Here is a 15,821-nt window from a genome sequence, read left to right as displayed (position 1 = left end):
GACTTTCCCACGGGATACATGGAGGCTGCTGCCCGGGAGTTCAACCATCGATGAGGAGAGCGAGGACACGCTCAGGGGGATGGGCTCTTGAGTCTCGTCGCCATCGCAGACACCAACGTCCCGTACCGACTCCTGGACGCCAGGCTGGCTGGTCACGACGCGCACAAGAAGGCCGCCCTGGCCTCGATCAGCCACCTCGTTGTCTCCCCGATGGGCCTGGCAGAGCTGGATTGTCTGGTCGCTACGAGGGCTGGGGCCGAGAAAGCTGTCGCGGCGGCCCGGTTCATCGAGCGCAGCGCAGCAACCCGCAGGTTCGAAGTGCCGTCGGTGAGCACGCACTTGAGTGCGGGCATCGCCGTCGTGGAGGGCTACAAGGACGCGGACGGTGGCAAGGGGGCTCGGGCTGACGGACGCGATGAACGTCGCCCTTGCCGCCACTTCCCAAGTGGAGCGACGGAGTCGATCGCAGTTCCCCGGCAACGGGCCGGGGGTACCGTTCCGGTGTCGATGCAGAACGGAGGCCAGGGGTGCCCCCGTACCCTGACAGTGACGAGCTGTGTACAGAGAGGGGCAAGGCCGTGTCTCCAGATGCTTCCCCGGACCCGTTCACTGAGCCGGTTGTCTTTGGCCAGCGCATGCAGATCCTGAGAACCCGTCGCGGCATGAGCCGTGGTGTCTTGGCCGGTCTACTGGGGAAGTCACCGAGCTGGGTCAAGCAAGTCGAGGGTGGGCGCCTCCAAATGCCCAAGCTTCCCATGGTGTTGCGTATCGCGGAGGCTCTGAGAGTTCGAGACCTCGCTGACCTCACGGGTGATCAGTCAATGGCCGTCGAGTTGTTCACCGGCCCCGGTCATGCCCGTCTGCCCCAGGTGCGTTCGGCGATCAACGCGTTCCCTCTGGCAACGCAGCGAGAGGCACCGACTCAGACACATCTGCGGCAGCGTCTTGCCCGCGCATGGAGCGCCCGCCATTCCGCACCGAATCACCGGGATGTCATTGGGACTCTCTTGCCTGACCTTATTCGGGACGCACAACTCGCCGTTCTGCAGGCTGACTCGGCCACCGAGCGGCGAACGGCTCAAGCGATCCTGTCCCAGGCGTACAGCCTGAGTCAGTTCTTCATCGCCTACCAGCCGGATGCCTCACTGCTGTGGCGCGTCGTGGAGCGCGGGATGATCTCCGCCCAGGAGTCGGAAGACCCGCACGCTCTCGGTGTTGCGGCATGGCTGGCCACGCAGGCTCACCGCGACAGCGGGCCGGCGCATTTCGATGCGGCAGACGCGGTGAATCTTGAAATGCTCCGGTACTTGGAACCGCTCTTGCCCGACGCGAATGACGACGTGCTCGCTATCACAGGTGCGCTCCAGTTCGAGGCCGGCTACACGGCTGCTCGCCGGGGTGACACGGGGACTGCGTGGCGATATTGGGACACCGCGCGGGCTGTGGCCGATCGCTTGCCCGCCGACTACTACCACCCAGTGACATCGTTCTCGAAGGCTGTCATGGGTGCGCACGCTGTCACCATCGCAGTCGAACTGCACGCGGGCGCGGAGAGTGTTCGGCAAGCTGCTGCTGCGGACACCACGACGATTCCCTCACGCCCCAGGCGTGCCAGGCATCGCATCGAAGAGGCGCGCGGATATCAGCTCGACGGGCAGCCGGAAGCGGCCCTGGCAACCCTCGACAAGGCGTACGAGGCCGCGCCGGAAACCATTCGCTACAACGGCTATGCCCGGTGCATCGTCTTGGAGGAGACCGATTCTAAGAGTCCTGCTCAGCGGCGGAGGGCAAGTGAACTGGCAGTGAAGATCGGCGTGCTGGCGGCCTGACGCAGGGGGCACAAAGTGTGCCCCCACCCCCTTCACAGGGGCCATACGGTCACTCATCGACTGACCGTCAGAAGACCCCCGCGACCGCGATGGGCGCGGCCCGGGGGCATGGCCACCAACGTGAAGGGTTGATGACATGGCCCACAGTATCGCCGGCCTTTTCGGACCGCTGCTGCGGTTACCGCTCGCCGCACCGGGGCTCCACCGGGCGCCCGCCTCGCCTTCCCTGATGCTCTCACCGGATGCGCCGACCACGTGTCTCCCACGTGTTCCGGTGCTCCGGGGTGAGGACACTCGACGCCGATTCCTGTGGCTGGCCGTCCATGGGGTGGACATCGGTCCCCGGCATCTCCACGGAGTGGGGGCGAGCACGTGACGACCGAAGTCTCCCTGTCTCCCCGCCCGCAGGACATCAGCCAACTCGAAGTCGTCTACGTGATGCATCGCCAGGAGTGCTTGCAGTGCACACGGACGCAGTCGTGCGAGCTGGCGCGACGAATCGAAGCGGCACGGCGCGAAGCGGAGGCGTCATGAGCGAGAAGTGCACTGAGTGCGCCCGGCTGGAGCGTGAGAGGGAAGAGGCGCGCACGGCCGGGAACCACAGCCGGGTCACCGACTGCAATGTCTTGATCAAGCGGCACCCCGACCACAGCGAGCAGCTTTCTCCGGCTGGTAAGAGGTGGACGTGACACGCGCTGTCTACCGGTTCCGCGAGCACACGATCCGTCCTGACCGACGCCTGGAAGCCGAGCCGATCACGTCGGCGATGGAGTGCCAGGCATGTGGTGAGACCAGCGGGAAGGCCGAAGGGTTCATGGACGGTACGGCTTGGGCCGTCGACCACCTGAAGTCCAACCCCGGGCACCTGGAGTACCAGGAGCACATCACACGCCCGTACCGATTCGAGCCGGGGGCATGGCAGTGACCGACACGAAGAGGCAGGAGATCACCATTCCGCCCGCAGATCAGATGTCCGGCACGGTTGGAGAGGACGACATGACCGTGCACCAACTCAGGGGTGGTAGGCCCGTCTGTGGCGCCCCCGGCACGGTCTACTACTGGCAGCGTCGCGCGACGTGCCCCGCGTGCATCGCCGCCGAGTGACCCCACCGATCCCGGCACGCTGAGAGACGGCGCACCAAAGCTCAACGTGTCGGCTGCCCCGTCCGTGCTCGCGTTTTCCGTGAGACATGGACGGGGCTTCTCCATCAGATACCCGAGGCGTGTTCCGATCGGATCCTGGCGATCGCTGCTGCAACCGTGACGGTTGCGAAGTGCGGTAATGCGCCGACGGCGGCCTCCCCACGATCTCGCCATGACGAGCTCGCGGGGGCAGGGGGCAGCTACCGATGGAGCAGCCGCACGTACATGTCCTGTACGACGCCTCTCGCCGGGATCGCCGCGAGCCGGACCGCCCGCGTCCCGTCCGGCTCTACCTGTGGGAGCCGCGGCGTCCGGTGGCCGCCCCCGCCCCGTTGGTCGCTGTCTCGCATGGCACCGGCGGCTCCGGGGACGAGACCGGCAGCACGCTGGTGGCGTGCACCGGCGTCCGGCAGACCCAACCGCCCCGCGCGACCAGAGCCCTGCTGAATGTCCCGGCGCCAACACGCTTTCCAACTGTGGTGGTGGGATCTGGGGCATCGGACGGGGCCGTTCACCTGCGTTCATCGACGGCCGGTCGTGCGTCCGGCTCCCACCTTCGATCTCGTCTGAACGGCCGTGAACGGCGCTGAATGAGACGGAAACTGAGACGGACGGCGGGGCCGGGCTCGCTAGCATCTTCGCTGTTGAAGGGGGAGCCATGGCACTGGTCCGCAAGGGATCACGACGGATCGTTGTCGACGGCACGGCCTACCGCTGGCGGCTGCGAGGCAGGCCGACGTGCGACCAGGGCCTGGCATGGTCGCCTTGCACATTCGCGGTCGAGCATGCGGACACCCCAGGTACGACGCTCGTGGTCACCACCGACCAGCCGCATCCGAGCAACTGGATCTGTCGAGGAGCTGTGCCTGTACTGCCGTCCGATGTTGCCGCGGCTGTTCGGCTTGCTCTGCGAGAGGGGTGGACTCCGACGGCGCCGGGCTCCGCGTTCCACCTCGACCAGTCCGCCGGCTTCACGCCTTCACACTGAACAGAGCCGGAGGATCGTTGGGGCCTGTACCTTAGCCGACGACAGTCCGCCACGACGGCGGGTGCGCCGACCAATCAGGCGCGCGTGTGCCTCGTTGCACTCCCACCGGCCTCCGCCACGCCTCCGCCGGTGGTTGATCAACCACCCTAGCGGCTGCGCAAATCCTCGGTGACCCTCGACATCAGCCCTATCGCGCCTTGCGGTTGGACCTCTGCCAGCGGACGTTCCGTCTGGGGGTCGTAGGCAGTCAGCCCCGTTTCCTTCTCGACGATGACCGCCAGGGCAATGACCTTGCCGAGCACGACCCCAGCATCTTCCCCTGCATGCCAGTAGGGCACGGTGATGCTGACCTCGTCACCGAAGACGGACAGGTCGATGCCGGTACCCGAGTGGCTGAGGTCTCGCGACTCCTGTTCGTACTCCGTGATGTCCACTTCGCCCAGCACAAGCCGGGCCTGCGGGACTATGCGTTCCCAAGCTTCAAGGAGGCGGGCAGGGATCGGCTCGCTGTGCTCGGCCGCGTCTTCCATCGCCTCCAGGACCTCGTCCCAGGACTGCCCGTCGCGTCGGCTCAAGAAGTAGATGTCGTAGCTCATCACGCGATCGTAGACACTCCTCTCGCTGGCCACAGTCGGCCCTGATCTATCACGACGAGGGTTGCTCACCAGTCCCGCCACCGGTCCGTGAGCTCGTGCCGGCCGAGTCCGTGCCTGGCGGTCAGGGCCGCGACGTCGACTCCCTGCTCGGTGAGCGCCTCATCAATGTAGGCGCACAACTGCTCGCGCTCATCGGTTTCGAAGGCGCACTCGTCGTGAGCCTCGTTCACGGCATTCAGGGCCAGGACGACGCGCTCCCCTGCGGCGAAGATCCGTGCGCCGTCTCCTTCGGTGAGCGTGGGCAACGCGGCCTCGAACACGTCGAGGACGGCATCGGCCTCCAGCAAGAGCTCTTCGGGGAACAACTCGACCATGCACGCGCAGTCGAGATCCAGGGTGCCGGCGGCAAGCTCCGCAGCCTCCTTGGCTATGCCCCTGCGCCAGTTCGTCGTCGGTCTCTCAGCCATGGGGCGGACCGTACAGCGCAAGTCTGACAGCAAGACCCGCTTTCACGAGGGAACCCCAGCTTGGGAAGCTCGTGTGCTTTGACCCGTGCGGCCTTGTTGGCCTGGGCTGGAGCGGCGCCTGGAGTACGTCGGCTGCCAAATTGTTGACCCCTGTTCCCCCTGGTTCCCCGCACGATCTGGCACGGCATCTGGCACGACAGCGCTGCTCGTGTGATGTACGGGCACGCTGTCACTGAAGCTCGCCCCTGTCCACCGACTGCACGGCATCGCAGTTCACTGCCATGGAACAAATAGCAAAGGCCACGCGAACACCTCTAGATCATGTCAGACTGGACTACGCGTCATCATCCGCTGAGGAACTACCCGGGGGTAAGGGTGCGTATCGCCTTTTTTGATGCCGAGTCCGATGAGCTCTCTTCGCAGCAGAAGGGGCGCCTATTCGAGAAATTCACTGCCCGTGTTGTGGAGCTGTGTGGATACAGGGACGTCGTAATCAGGGCAAAGAGAGCGAGTCTTGAATATGACATTGAGGCGAATTCGGCCCTTCATGACCGCAAGCTTTATGGTGAAGCGAAAGCTCATGAAGCATCGATGTCAGGGAAAGAGGCTAGCGCATTCGTCGGAAAACTGCTCCCTCTGGCGGTCGGTACTGAAGGAATTGATGGGCTGTTTATCTCTACTTCTCCCTTCACTCCAGAGGCAGAGGATTACCTGAGAAGCCTCTCATCCGCCGGGGCTAGCATTGCGGGGATCAGCCTGAGGACGTTGGCGGGGGGACAGATTGCACAGTTCCTAAATGAGGGGAATATCTGCATCTCGGAGGCACAGCTACGCGAGAAGGCTGCGGCAGTTACAGGGCTTGCCCCGTGTGATGCGTGGATTACGGTCGCAGACAGGGGCGACTTTTTTATCGTCACTCTTGGGCAGAGCGTTATGTCCACTGCTGCGAATTTCGCAGCCTTTTCGCTGACAGGTGATTGGATTTCGCTTAGCAGTGAAGAGGCTCGGAGGCTTGCTAAGCAGATCTCGGACTTGGAGGAGCTGAGGTTCGTTTCGCCGCAAGCGCCCGAAGTGAAAGTTTCCGGTGATGCTCAAACCCTTCCGACCGTTGTAGCCGGCTCAGGTTGGTTTGATTATAAATTCCCTAGCCCGCCAGAGTGCTTTATTGGGCGAGAAGCTGCTCTGGTGGAGATCGATAAGTTTCTGACTGAAGTCCGGGGAGCCGAGACATCGCTCCGCGCAGCACAGGTGCTCAGCCGTTCCGGCGTAGGAAAAGGTTCGCTCCTGCTGAAGGTCGCGGCTTCTGATCGCGCAATTTGCGCTGTCACTGTAGATGGCCGGAACCTAAGGGTTCCGTCTGACTTGCGTCTTATTGCTGCTGAGCTGGTTGAGCTAGTGAACCAAATCGGAGACCCTGCTATCACCCTCCCGGTAAGTCAGGATGCTATCCGTCAGTCATTCACATCGACGGGTAGCTACTTGCGAGATTCAGGCCAACTTGCCCTAATCCAGATTGATCAATTCGAGGCTCTTCTGTCTAGGCCGGCCGTGTTCCAATCCGTCCTAGACCTCCTCATTTTTTGCACCACGCTGAGCCTCCCTATCGCCTGGATCATGGCTCGCAAGAATGATTTGGCTGCTACCTACGACGAGAGTGCGGCAATCGATCTATCCCAGATGAACGAGCTGAGCAGGGCTATCAAGCTGGATGACTTCAGTCCGCCGGAAGAGCAGGCACTTCTTGATCGGCTAGCCGTCGAGTTGGGTGCACCTGTTTCGCAGACCCTTTCTGAAGCTCTCCTTACCTTCTCTGCCGGATTTCCGTGGTTGCTCAAGCGCGTGTGCGCCCACGTGCTGAGCATGAGCCGTGAAGGAGTGACGCAAGCAAACCTCAGTCGCGGAGGACTGCGAGCGGAGGACCTGTTCAATGAGGACCTAGCTGGCCTGGAAGAAGGAGACAAGGCACTACTTAAGACGCTCGCTGCGAACATGCCAAATACGGCCAGCGAACTCTCGCGGCGCCTAGAGGGAGAGGTATCTGTTCAGCGGCTTACGCAAAAACTTAACGAGTTTTTGGGCCGTAAGCTATTGCGTCTCTCAGGCGACGTATATGACACCTTAATGACGTCTTTAAAGCATACTTGCTAACGGATCGGATTCCGTTCCAGACTCGCTTTGTATTCCGAGTGACCCCCGGCCCGGCTTTTGCTCTCCTCCCCAAGATCGTCGAGGAGGGGCCGATGGATATGAGTGTTTTCACTAAGCGTGTGGGCGGGAATGCGATTGCTACATACAATAAATTGAGAGAGCTTCGGCTCTTGGGGTTCTTGGATCCGCAGCCGGGGCGGGTGGCTCTTTCCCCCGAGGCTTCTGCTGCTCTGGAGAGTGACAGCCTAGGGGACTACCTAAGGCGGGCTCTCCGCAGTAACGCTCTAGTTGGTCGCCTCTTGGATCTAGTCGCCAATGAGGAATCAGTTACTTTCGATGATGTTTCGGCCATGCTCCAACGTGAGTTGCCGCATATTGATGTGAACCCTAATACATGGTCATCCTATGCCAGCATTATGGTCAATTGGGTCAGGTATGCCGGGATGGTGGATGTCGAGGGCGATAGGGTCCGATCAAGAGAGTCTGCGTCAGATGAGCTCCTTCTGCGGCGTGAATTCACTCGCGGAAACTTCTCTTCTGGTACTTTCCTTCCATCGGTTCGACCGAAACTCGTTCGATCCTTTTTGGTATTCTTGGAGGGCGACTCAAAGGCGCTGGAGGACGTTCGTTCGGAGTTCGGGTCGAAGTACACTGCTTCGCTAATCCGAGACTCGCGGGCGCTGGGACTGATTGATGATCACGAGGAATCTATTGGACTATCGGCCCATGGGAGAGCCCTCCTCGATGGAGGCGATGTGACTGAGCAGAGAATTGCTTCCCTCTGCCTTGGTAAACCCAATGTTGCCGCAATCCTTTCCGCTGCCGCAGATGGACCGGTGAATTTTGAGAAGGAGCGAGAGGTTTTGGCTCGGTTCGGTAACGCTAACTGGACCGACGGTACTTGGAAATGGCGCCTTGGTATTCTGAATTCCTGGCTCGCGGCTTCAGGCCAGGCCAAGGCAAGTCGGGTCGGGGTGCGCCTACAGCCGTGACGGCGGCACGCGAGGTCGGTGGAGCGGCTTTGGGGTGGCGCTGCTTTGGCGCGAGTGATCATGGCCCCGTAAGCTTCCGGCGCGTGGGGCAGTCTGTGGACCTGCCCGGTAAAGCACGACGTTGGGGCCATGATCTTCGAGGCTCGCGCCAAAGTGGCTCCGTAAAGCCGCGGAGCCGACCGCCCTAGCCACGACGTATCCCTTCTCTGGCATCAGGCGGCTGCATGCTGTGAGCGCGGCGCGGGCGCCGGCCGGGCCGCGCGGGGAGCGGAACGAGCCGCCTTGAACCCGTGAAGAAGGTTGTAACTCAGTCGGTTGCTGTGCGGTTGCTGTGCCTGGCCGGTTGGCTGTTGCGCCTGTGATGCTGCGGGACTGGGCGCCACGTCGAGGTCACCGCGAACGTCGTGATGTCTTGCCGGGACTTCGGGATCAGCCGGCAGGCGTACTACTCCTGGGACCGCCGCTACCAGGGTGAGGGCAACGAGGGTTTGCGCACCCGGTCCAAGGCCCCGAAGACGTCCCCGAACGCGACCCACGTCGAGGTGGTCGGGCAGACCAACACGAATGCCGCCCGGTACTGCCTACGCGCATCCAGCCCGTTCGGGGCCAGCGTTACTTCTCCCCGAGGGCTGTGCGAAGCCAGTCCAGGGAATCGGTCGCCAGGACCGCGTCGGCGAGTTCGTTGGCCGATTTCGTGGTGAGACGGGCGCGGCTGTTGTCGATCCACCGCTGGGCGTGCTCGTAGCCCTGGGCCTTGTACTCGACGCCCTGGATCATGCACTCCAGCTTGTCGGCGTCCCGGGCGCAGATGACTTCCCGGGACTCCTTCGCCTCGTACTCGGCGACGAGTTCGCGCACCGCGGAGGCCAGGACCTCGGGCATGCCCGCGACCTGGTCGTCGGTGACCGCTCGTGGGTCCGCCTGCGGGGCGTACTTCTTGCCCAGGTGGTTCACGTCCCCGGTGCGGGTCTCCTGCGAGTCGTGCCATACGGCGAGGAACGCGGCCTGTGCGGGGTCGGCGCCTTCGAGCTTCGCGATGATCGTTGCGAGGAGAGCGGTGCGCCAGGAGTGCTCCGCCACCGACTCCGGGTCGCGTACGCCGGCCATCCACCAGCCGGTGCGCTTGGTCTGCTTCAGCGTGCCGGCCTCGTACAGGAAACGCGCTACCGCGGACAGGTCTTCAGCCACCGTCGGACTCCTCTCACGCCTCGGCGAGGCGGATCGCATACCGGATGCTCTCCAGCTCCCGGCTATCCAACATCACGGACAGCCTGCCAGGGCGGCATCCGGCTCACGCAGAGGAGGCGCTCGCGCGCCGGCCGACGGCCAGCAGGTGAGAGCTCGCCGCCAGCAGCTCTGGGTACGGCTCTGCCATGCGGGCCGCAGCGAGTGCCGATTCGAAGAGCGCGGAGTGCCGGAAGTCGTTACCGGTGTTTCGCTCGGCCGCGGCGAGCAGGGACCAGGCCGGACCCTCGACGCCGAACACCTCGGTGGACTCGAAGCCCGCCTCGGCCACCTCGTCGCGCAACTGCTCGCCGCTGTGGAAGTAAGCAGCGGTGAACGCCTTTTTCCCGTCGTGGATCTGGGAGACGAGGATGTCGCCGATGCTCCTGCGCATCGCCTCCTTGTGGAGGTGCGCGAAGGCGGCGTGCTCGAACAGGCTGGAGTACCGGTTGATGCCCGCGGCCGCCAGGAGGCCGCCTGGCTTGAGAACACGACGGGCCTCGGCGAGGGCCTGGTCGCGGTCGGCGCGCTCGAGCAGGTGATAGAGCGGGCCCAGCATGAGCACCACGTCGTAGGAGGCATCTTCGGCAGTTAGCTGGCGGGCGTCGCCGAGTTCGACGGTGGCGCCGGTCTGCTGGGCCTGCTCGATGTGACGGGCGATCGGGTCGATGAGGTGCACGGCGTAGCCGTCCTCGACGAGCCACTGGGCGTGCGCCCCGGGCCCGCCACCGACGTCGAGGATCCGGGCGGGCGGTGGGGGCAGGTAGCGGCGCAGCAGTTCCTGCGTGCGGACCATCTCAAGTCGGCCGTCCGCTGTCGTGCTCAGTCGATAGGCCTCGTCGATGGTCTCGGTGTAGAACCTTACGATCTCCGGCGCTACCTCGGGGCTCGTCATGGAGGGGCATTCTGGGGGCTCACCGGTGGACCAGTCCAGTGATCAGAAGCCGGCCGCGCCGCCCCGCCCGAACAACGCGTACGTCGGCCGACGCGGCCGCGGCCGCCCTACCGTCGCCTCACAGGCCGAACTCCTGCGCAGGCAGCCCAAGTACCGAGCAAGCCTCGCGCAGGACCTGCTCCTCCGTCGGGGCGATGTACCCGTCCGCACCGGCCACCACCAAACCGGTCTGTACGACCGCCCGGGCCTCCGTCGGCTTCTTCGCGGCCTTGGCGATTTCCTGGAGGGCCTCGGTCTTGCCCTGCTGGAAGTTGAAGGCGAGCTGGTCGACGTGCTTGTTGAAGCGCTGGCGGAGCTGCTCGGAGGGGAAGTTCTGCAGGACGTCGTTGTTCAGGATCAGCGACTCCACGTGCTGCCGCTCGGAGGGGTCGACATTTCCGTCGGCGGCGGCGACCAGGGCGCACATCGCCATGCTGGCGTCCCGGTAGGCACCGCTCTTCAGCTCCGTCTTGAGCGAGGTGAGCTGTGACTTCAGCGCGCTGACCAACTGGGCCTTGGAACCGCCGCCGGAGCGGCCGTGTCCGCCGGACCCGGTTCCCGGCCCGCCGTGTCCGCTGGTGCCCCGCATGCCCTGGGCCTGCTGCTGCAGCCCCTTGGCCTGGTCCTTGAGTCGATCCCACATCGCCATCTGTTGCCACCTCGGCTTGAGCCCGTGTCGTTCCGGTCGTCCGCTTGCGCTTCGCGTGTCATCCAGCCAACGTCCGCCCCGCCCCGGGAGTTCCACGACTCCCCGCCCGTTGGCTCGTTCAGTCGTACAGCGCCACCCTCGGGGCCACCGTGCCCTCAGCCTTCGGGTTGACGACGGTGATCCGGTAGACCTGGGTGAGCGTCTCGCCCGCGGGCAGGGTGCGCCGCGCCGTCGCGAGGTCCGTGAACAGCGTGCCGGTCTGGGTGCCGACCTCCGCGGACTCCCAGCAGCCGTGCGCGGTGCACCGTTCCAGCTTGATGTCCGCGGGGGCGAGGAACGGCCCGGCGTCCGGTGAGAGCACCAGGAGCTGCGGGGCGACCGTCCGGTCCGTTGTGCCGTCGTTGCGGTAGGTGACCGTGAACTCGTGCTGCGAGCCGTCGGCCGGCAGGGGCGTGGTGGGCAGGTCGACGAAGCCGGTGGGGGCGGTGGGCGTCTGGTCCTGTGAGCCGGTCGGCGCCTGGGCGACGGGGGACGGTTGCGTGGCGGCTATCGCCGGGCCTGTGGTGGCCGCCAAGCCTGAGAGCGCCACGACTAGGGCGACGGATGCGAGCCTGAGACGACCGTTCTTCAACGACACGTTCGTTGATCCTTCGAATTCGCTCGGGTGAACCGGCCTGGCCGGTAAGGCTGTCGGCCACGCACGGCTTCAAGATTACGCAGAGAAGGCTATGTGCCGGAAAGCGCCCGTCGGATCGGCCGAATGGCCGAGGGGGGCCGTCGGTTCCTGGCCGGGTGGATGAGGTGGACAGGCTGTGCGGCACCGTCGCTCAGGTCCATGCGAACGCGAACAGCGCTCCTTCCCCATGCGCCCCGGTGTAACGCTTTTCGCGCCTCCGTCCAAGAACAGGTGACGTGACTTTCGGGAACTCCCGGGCCGCCGGTGTGCGAGCCGGGGAGCCTATGAGCTGAAGGAGTCGCCAGTGGACGGAGCGGAACAGTTATCGGGCGGGCCCGCGGCGGCGGTGCGTGACCCGAAGCTCTTCGAGGAGTTCTACCGGCGCCACGTGGACGCGGTGATGCGCTTCGTGGCCCGGCGGGTGGACGACCCGCACACCGCGGCCGACCTCACCGCCGAGATCTTCCTCGCCGTCCTCGACTCGGCCCACACCTACCGGCCGCGCCTCGGCAGCGAGACGGCCTGGCTGTACGGCATCGCACGCAACGTCGTGTCGTCCGAGCGCCGCCGGATCGCCCGGGAGGCCGAACGCGATCTGCGCCTGTCCGGGCGGCGGTTGCTGGAGGCCGACGACATCGTCCGGATCGAGGACCGGCTCGACGCGGAGAGCCCGGGGCGGCGCGCACTGGCCGCGCTCGTACGGCTGCCCGAGAGCGAGCGGGCCGTCATGGAGCTGGTCGCCGTCGACCAGCTCACCGTCACGGAGGCTGCGGCAGCGCTCGGCATCCGCCAGGTCACGGCCCGGGTCCGACTGCACCGGGCACGCAAGGCGCTCCGCGAGGAAGCCGAATCGCCGGCTGCGACGACAGCGGATTCCGCAGAGGCGAAGGCACCGAAGGCGCCGGAGGCTCCGCTGGCGTACGTCGTAGGGGGAGAGGCATGAGCACGACGAAGACGACCTTCGAGGACCGGCTGTTGGCCGAACTGACCAAGGAGATCGAGCGGCGCCCTGAGGAGATCCCGGCCGACGGCCGGACGAAGGATCGCGTGCGCCGTCTCGCCACTGCGCGCCGCATCGCCGTCGTCACGGCGGCCTGCGCCGCGACCTGGCTCGCCGCCGTGGTGGTGCCCGGGTCGCCCGTCGAGGCGAAGGTGTACGCGGTGGAACGGCACGGCGACGGCAGCGTCACGCTCAAGGTCAGGGACCAGGAGATCGGCATCGGTGCCCAGCGCGAACTCGCCCGGGAGCTGCGCCCGTTCGGCATTCAGGTCACCGTGGAGGTGATCGACCCCGGTTACGTCTGCGAGGGGGACTGGGGCAGGCGCCAACCGCTCCGTCTCTGGGCGGTCCGCAGGGACGACGGAAGCCTCGTCCGCGTCCACGTCCTGCAGGCCCGCTCGCAGATCACCCTGCGCCGGGGCAACCTGCTGGTCTTCGAGAACATCAGGGGCGCTGACCGGCCGACCTCGGTCAACGCCTTCGCGGACAAGGGCGATTACAAGCCGTGCGTTCCGGTGAGGCCGCTGATGCCGGACGACAAGCCGGATGACAAGACGGACGACAAGCCGAATGCCGGGCCCGACGACAGGCCGAGGGATTAGCGCGCCTCGGGCGGGCTGGCTGGACGCTTTGCGTGGCATCGCCGCGCTCGTCGTGGTCCTCGACCACTCGTCGTACTCCTTCATGGCGGAGTTCCGGCGCGAGTTGATGCCGCAGTTCAACACCAGCCGCTACGGCATCATGGTGTTCTTCCTGGTGAGCGGCTACATCATCCCCGCGTCGCTGGAACGCCGGGGCTGTGTCCGGACCTTCTGGACCGGACGGCTGTTCCGCATCTACCCGCTGTGCGCGGCCGCCGTCACCGCGGCCGTCGTCCTCGACCTGACGGGCATCGCGGAGTTACGCCCGGGCCTCGACGGGGAGAACGCGGTCGCCGTGGCCGTCGCCCATGTCACCCTGCTCCAGGAGCTGCTGGGGACGCCCAATCTGCTGCTCGTGCTGTGGACGCTCTCGTATGAGATGGCGTTCTACCTGCTGGTCGTCGCCCTCTTCACGGTCCGCCTGCACCGGCGGTCGGCGTCGGCGGCCGTCATCCTGGCCGTGCTCGCAGCCGTGAGCGCGACGGCCGGGGCCGCGCTGCCGGCGTCCGCCCTCTCCGGCGCGGTCGGCACCGGCCCGCTGGTCGCATGCGCGTCGATCACCATGGCGGTGGCCATCGGCTGTGCGAGCGCCGGGACACGCGCGTTGCGTGTGTTCGGGGGCGTGCTCGGCGCGGTGCCGGCGCTCGTCCTGGTCGCCTTCAACAGCACGGTCCCGATGTGGGAGAGCCTGGTGATCCTCGCCGTGATGTTCCTGGGCACCGCCGTGCACCGGGCCGAGCGCGGTCAGAGCACCTGGGGGCGCGCGGCCGTGACGACCGGCGTGGTGCTGGTCTGCGCGGTGGGGAGCGCGTATTGGCACGGGGACGTACGGCAGTTCACGGCGCGCGGCTGGACCCTGGCGTTCGTGGCGGCCGTGGTCACCTTCGGCGCCGGGCTGGCGTTACGGCACCGGCGGACACCGCGCCCGCTCACCGCACTGGGCATCATCAGCTACTCGGTCTACCTCGTGCATCCGCTCCTCCTGGCGGTGAGCGACAGCACGCTGGGCCGGACGCGGCGGGACGATCCCGTACTCGCAGTCGCCTTCCTCGCCGTGCTGCTGCCGCTGTCCGCGCTGACCTACCGTTTCGTCGAAGTACCGGGCCGGAGACGAGGCAAGTGGCTACGGCGCCGTCGGTGGCGCGGCGTCCTGCGCCGGCGGAAGCTCCCGTCCCAGGCGGGCGAGTGGGGACAGAGCCATCACCACCGGGGAGAGCATCATGCCCGCGGCCGTCACCAGGAGACCGGTGCGCAGGCCCCACCCCTCCGCGAGAAGTCCCCCGAGCAGTGAGCCGAGCGCGGTCAGGCCCATGCCGACAAAGGTGATCGTCGCGGCCGCGCGGCCCTGCATCCCGGCCGGAGTGACGGCCTGCCGTACGGCCATGACCGTGACGTTGACCAATTGGCTGCCGGTGCCGAACACGAAGCCGGCCGAGAGGAGCACGGCGACCGTCACCGCGGAGGAGCCGTGCAGCGCGGGCACACACAGGAACGCGCCGTCGCCGAGCGCCGCCGCGCCGATCAGGACCGCGCCGTAACCGAACCGGCTCGGCAGGCGGGCGGCCAGCAGGGAGCCCAGGAGCGCGCCCGGTCCCGGGGCCGCGAGCGCCAGGCCCACGACGGTGCCCGACAGGTGCAGTTCCCGCGGCAGGAAGAGCAGGTAGACGGTCATCATCGCCGCGAAGGAGAACTGGAAGGCGGCCGAGGCGAGGCACACGGTCCGCAGCGAGCTGTCGCCGGCGACGAAACGCAGGCCCTCACGGATCCGCCGCCAGACCCGAGGAGGGGACTCAGGGTGGTCCGGGCGCTGCGGGATCGACTCGGCTCGGCGGATCCGCCGGATCGACAGGAACGACAGCGCGAAGAACAGCGCGCCGGAGGCGACGGCGATCGGTGCCGAGAGCAGGGAAACCAACGCCCCGCCGAGCGCGGGTCCGCCGATCTGGGCCGCGGACCGGCTGCCCTCGAGCGCGCTGTTGCCGCGCACCAGTTGGTCGCGTTCCACCAGCCGTACGAGAGACGCCTGGTACGCCACGTCGAAGAACACGGACAGGGCCCCGACCGCGAAGGCGAGCGCGAACAGACCGGGCAGGCCCAGCAGGCCGAAGAGGCCGGCCATGGCGGCGGCAGCCAGGGCCAGGGTCCGGCCGACGTCCGTGAGGACCATCGTCGTGCGGGTGCGCCATCTGTCCACCCACGCGCCGGCGAAGAGCGAGAGCAACAGGATCGGCGCCTGCCCCACCGCACGGAGGACGCCCAGCTCGCCGGCACTGGCGTCGAGTGTCAGGACGGCGAAGAGCGGCAGCACCACCAGGCTTGTGTGTTCGCCGAGTTGGGAGGCTGTCTGCCCCAGCCAGAGCCTGCGGAAGTCTGCGTCCCGCCACAGGCTGGACGGAACCGGCCGATCGGATTCGGATTCAGAGGAAGAAGCGGAGGAGGTGGACGGCACCGGGGGTCCTTCGGGTCGCAGCACGCGATGACAGGCCGCTCACGGTCATGGCCTACAACGTCAACGCGCGCTCGGAAGACCGACC

15 protein-coding genes and 2 pseudogenes are annotated in these 15,821 nt (G+C 66.1%); 10 read left to right on the top strand and 7 right to left on the bottom strand.

Annotated features, from left to right (window positions below; genetic code table 11):
* The first annotated feature begins 635 nt into the window (after window positions 1-635).
* The 4 genes from ACP4J3_RS16030 (at window position 636) to ACP4J3_RS16015 (ending at window position 2,933) form a co-directional block, all read left to right on the top strand.
* Complete coding sequence (locus ACP4J3_RS16030) at window positions 636-1,829, top strand: helix-turn-helix domain-containing protein (RefSeq protein ID WP_426534738.1); 1,194 nt, start codon at window positions 636-638, stop codon at window positions 1,827-1,829.
* 530 nt (window positions 1,830-2,359) lie between these two features.
* Window positions 2,360-2,518: a hypothetical protein gene (locus ACP4J3_RS16025; RefSeq protein WP_426534736.1), complete on the top strand. Its 159-nt coding sequence runs from the start codon at window positions 2,360-2,362 to the stop codon at window positions 2,516-2,518.
* Window positions 2,515-2,754: a hypothetical protein gene (locus tag ACP4J3_RS16020; protein WP_426534734.1), complete on the top strand. Its 240-nt coding sequence runs from the start codon at window positions 2,515-2,517 to the stop codon at window positions 2,752-2,754. Before ACP4J3_RS16025 ends, ACP4J3_RS16020 begins: the two co-directional genes overlap by 4 nt.
* Window positions 2,751-2,933 (top strand): hypothetical protein, encoded by a 183-nt coding sequence (locus ACP4J3_RS16015; RefSeq protein WP_426534732.1) that lies wholly within the window; start codon window positions 2,751-2,753, stop codon window positions 2,931-2,933. The genes ACP4J3_RS16020 and ACP4J3_RS16015 overlap by 4 nt, the downstream gene beginning before the upstream one ends.
* A gap of 1,173 nt (window positions 2,934-4,106) precedes the next feature.
* On the opposite strand, the gene ACP4J3_RS16010 is transcribed toward ACP4J3_RS16015, so the two are convergent.
* Both ACP4J3_RS16010 and ACP4J3_RS16005 read right to left on the bottom strand, forming a co-directional pair.
* Window positions 4,107-4,556, bottom strand: coding sequence for a hypothetical protein (locus ACP4J3_RS16010; RefSeq protein WP_426534731.1), 450 nt, complete (start codon window positions 4,554-4,556; stop codon window positions 4,107-4,109).
* A gap of 65 nt (window positions 4,557-4,621) precedes the next feature.
* Entirely contained in the window at window positions 4,622-5,023 is a 402-nt protein-coding gene (locus ACP4J3_RS16005; protein ID WP_426534729.1) for a hypothetical protein, read from the bottom strand.
* A 375-nt stretch (window positions 5,024-5,398) separates the two neighbouring features.
* On the opposite strand from ACP4J3_RS16005, the gene ACP4J3_RS16000 reads away from it, so the two are divergent.
* From ACP4J3_RS16000 to ACP4J3_RS15990, 3 genes and pseudogenes are all read left to right on the top strand, one after another.
* A complete protein-coding gene (locus tag ACP4J3_RS16000; protein WP_426534727.1) occupies window positions 5,399-7,171 on the top strand; it encodes a restriction endonuclease in 1,773 nt (590 codons plus the stop codon).
* A 755-nt stretch (window positions 7,172-7,926) separates the two neighbouring features.
* Window positions 7,927-8,163 (top strand): hypothetical protein, encoded by a 237-nt coding sequence (locus ACP4J3_RS15995; protein WP_426534725.1) that lies wholly within the window; start codon window positions 7,927-7,929, stop codon window positions 8,161-8,163.
* Window positions 8,164-8,540: 377 nt separating this feature from the next.
* Window positions 8,541-8,717 (top strand): annotated as a pseudogene (locus ACP4J3_RS15990) (helix-turn-helix domain-containing protein); the annotation flags it as partial.
* Window positions 8,718-8,775: 58 nt separating this feature from the next.
* On the opposite strand, the gene ACP4J3_RS15985 reads toward ACP4J3_RS15990, so the two are convergent.
* From ACP4J3_RS15985 to ACP4J3_RS15970, 4 genes are all read right to left on the bottom strand, one after another.
* The gene (locus tag ACP4J3_RS15985; protein ID WP_426534723.1) at window positions 8,776-9,351 is read right to left on the bottom strand and encodes an HD domain-containing protein; all 576 of its coding nucleotides are present in this window, start codon (window positions 9,349-9,351) and stop codon (window positions 8,776-8,778) included.
* A gap of 103 nt (window positions 9,352-9,454) precedes the next feature.
* The gene (locus tag ACP4J3_RS15980; protein ID WP_426534721.1) at window positions 9,455-10,282 is read right to left on the bottom strand and encodes a class I SAM-dependent methyltransferase; all 828 of its coding nucleotides are present in this window, start codon (window positions 10,280-10,282) and stop codon (window positions 9,455-9,457) included.
* A 118-nt stretch (window positions 10,283-10,400) separates the two neighbouring features.
* Window positions 10,401-10,970, bottom strand: a complete 570-nt coding sequence (locus ACP4J3_RS15975; protein WP_426534719.1) for a tellurite resistance TerB family protein — start codon at window positions 10,968-10,970, stop codon at window positions 10,401-10,403.
* 118 nt (window positions 10,971-11,088) lie between these two features.
* Window positions 11,089-11,544, bottom strand: coding sequence for a signal peptide protein (locus ACP4J3_RS15970; RefSeq protein WP_426534717.1), 456 nt, complete (start codon window positions 11,542-11,544; stop codon window positions 11,089-11,091).
* A 406-nt stretch (window positions 11,545-11,950) separates the two neighbouring features.
* Here ACP4J3_RS15970 and ACP4J3_RS15965 point away from each other — a divergent pair, with 406 nt between their 5' ends.
* The 3 genes and pseudogenes from ACP4J3_RS15965 to ACP4J3_RS15955 all read left to right on the top strand — a co-directional run.
* Window positions 11,951-12,589, top strand: a complete 639-nt coding sequence (locus tag ACP4J3_RS15965; protein ID WP_426534715.1) for an RNA polymerase sigma factor — start codon at window positions 11,951-11,953, stop codon at window positions 12,587-12,589.
* On the top strand, window positions 12,586-13,248 hold the full coding sequence (locus ACP4J3_RS15960; RefSeq protein WP_426534713.1) for a hypothetical protein: 663 nt from the start codon (window positions 12,586-12,588) through the stop codon (window positions 13,246-13,248). The genes ACP4J3_RS15965 and ACP4J3_RS15960 overlap by 4 nt, the downstream gene beginning before the upstream one ends.
* Window positions 13,249-13,276: 28 nt before the next feature.
* Window positions 13,277-14,422 (top strand): annotated as a pseudogene (locus tag ACP4J3_RS15955) (acyltransferase family protein); the annotation flags it as partial.
* Here the strand turns inward: ACP4J3_RS15955 and ACP4J3_RS15950 are convergent.
* Window positions 14,411-15,736, bottom strand: a complete 1,326-nt coding sequence (locus ACP4J3_RS15950; protein WP_426534711.1) for an MFS transporter — start codon at window positions 15,734-15,736, stop codon at window positions 14,411-14,413. The pseudogene ACP4J3_RS15955 and the gene ACP4J3_RS15950 sit on opposite strands and share 12 nt — an antisense overlap.
* Between the last annotated feature and the right edge of the window lie 85 nt (window positions 15,737-15,821).

It is taken from the genome of Streptomyces sp. UG1 (genome assembly GCF_049974585.1).
Taxonomy (GTDB): Bacteria; Actinomycetota; Actinomycetes; order Streptomycetales; family Streptomycetaceae; genus Streptomyces.
Note: the sequence above shows the minus strand (reverse complement) of the source record. Positions and strands in the feature narration are given on the sequence as shown.

Bases quoted from the DNA above. Each gene is read 5' to 3' on its own strand.
- ACP4J3_RS16005 (WP_426534729.1), bottom strand. From the start codon at position 5,023: ATGGCTGAGAGACCGACGACGAACTGGCGCAGGGGCATAGCCAAGGAG.
- ACP4J3_RS16025 (WP_426534736.1), top strand. From the start codon at position 2,360: ATGAGCGAGAAGTGCACTGAGTGCGCCCGGCTGGAGCGTGAGAGGGAA.
- ACP4J3_RS15980 (WP_426534721.1), bottom strand. From the start codon at position 10,282: ATGACGAGCCCCGAGGTAGCGCCGGAGATCGTAAGGTTCTACACCGAG.
- ACP4J3_RS15960 (WP_426534713.1), top strand. From the start codon at position 12,586: ATGAGCACGACGAAGACGACCTTCGAGGACCGGCTGTTGGCCGAACTG.
- ACP4J3_RS16010 (WP_426534731.1), bottom strand. From the start codon at position 4,556: ATGAGCTACGACATCTACTTCTTGAGCCGACGCGACGGGCAGTCCTGG.
- ACP4J3_RS16030 (WP_426534738.1), top strand. From the start codon at position 636: ATGCAGATCCTGAGAACCCGTCGCGGCATGAGCCGTGGTGTCTTGGCC.
- ACP4J3_RS15975 (WP_426534719.1), bottom strand. From the start codon at position 10,970: ATGGCGATGTGGGATCGACTCAAGGACCAGGCCAAGGGGCTGCAGCAG.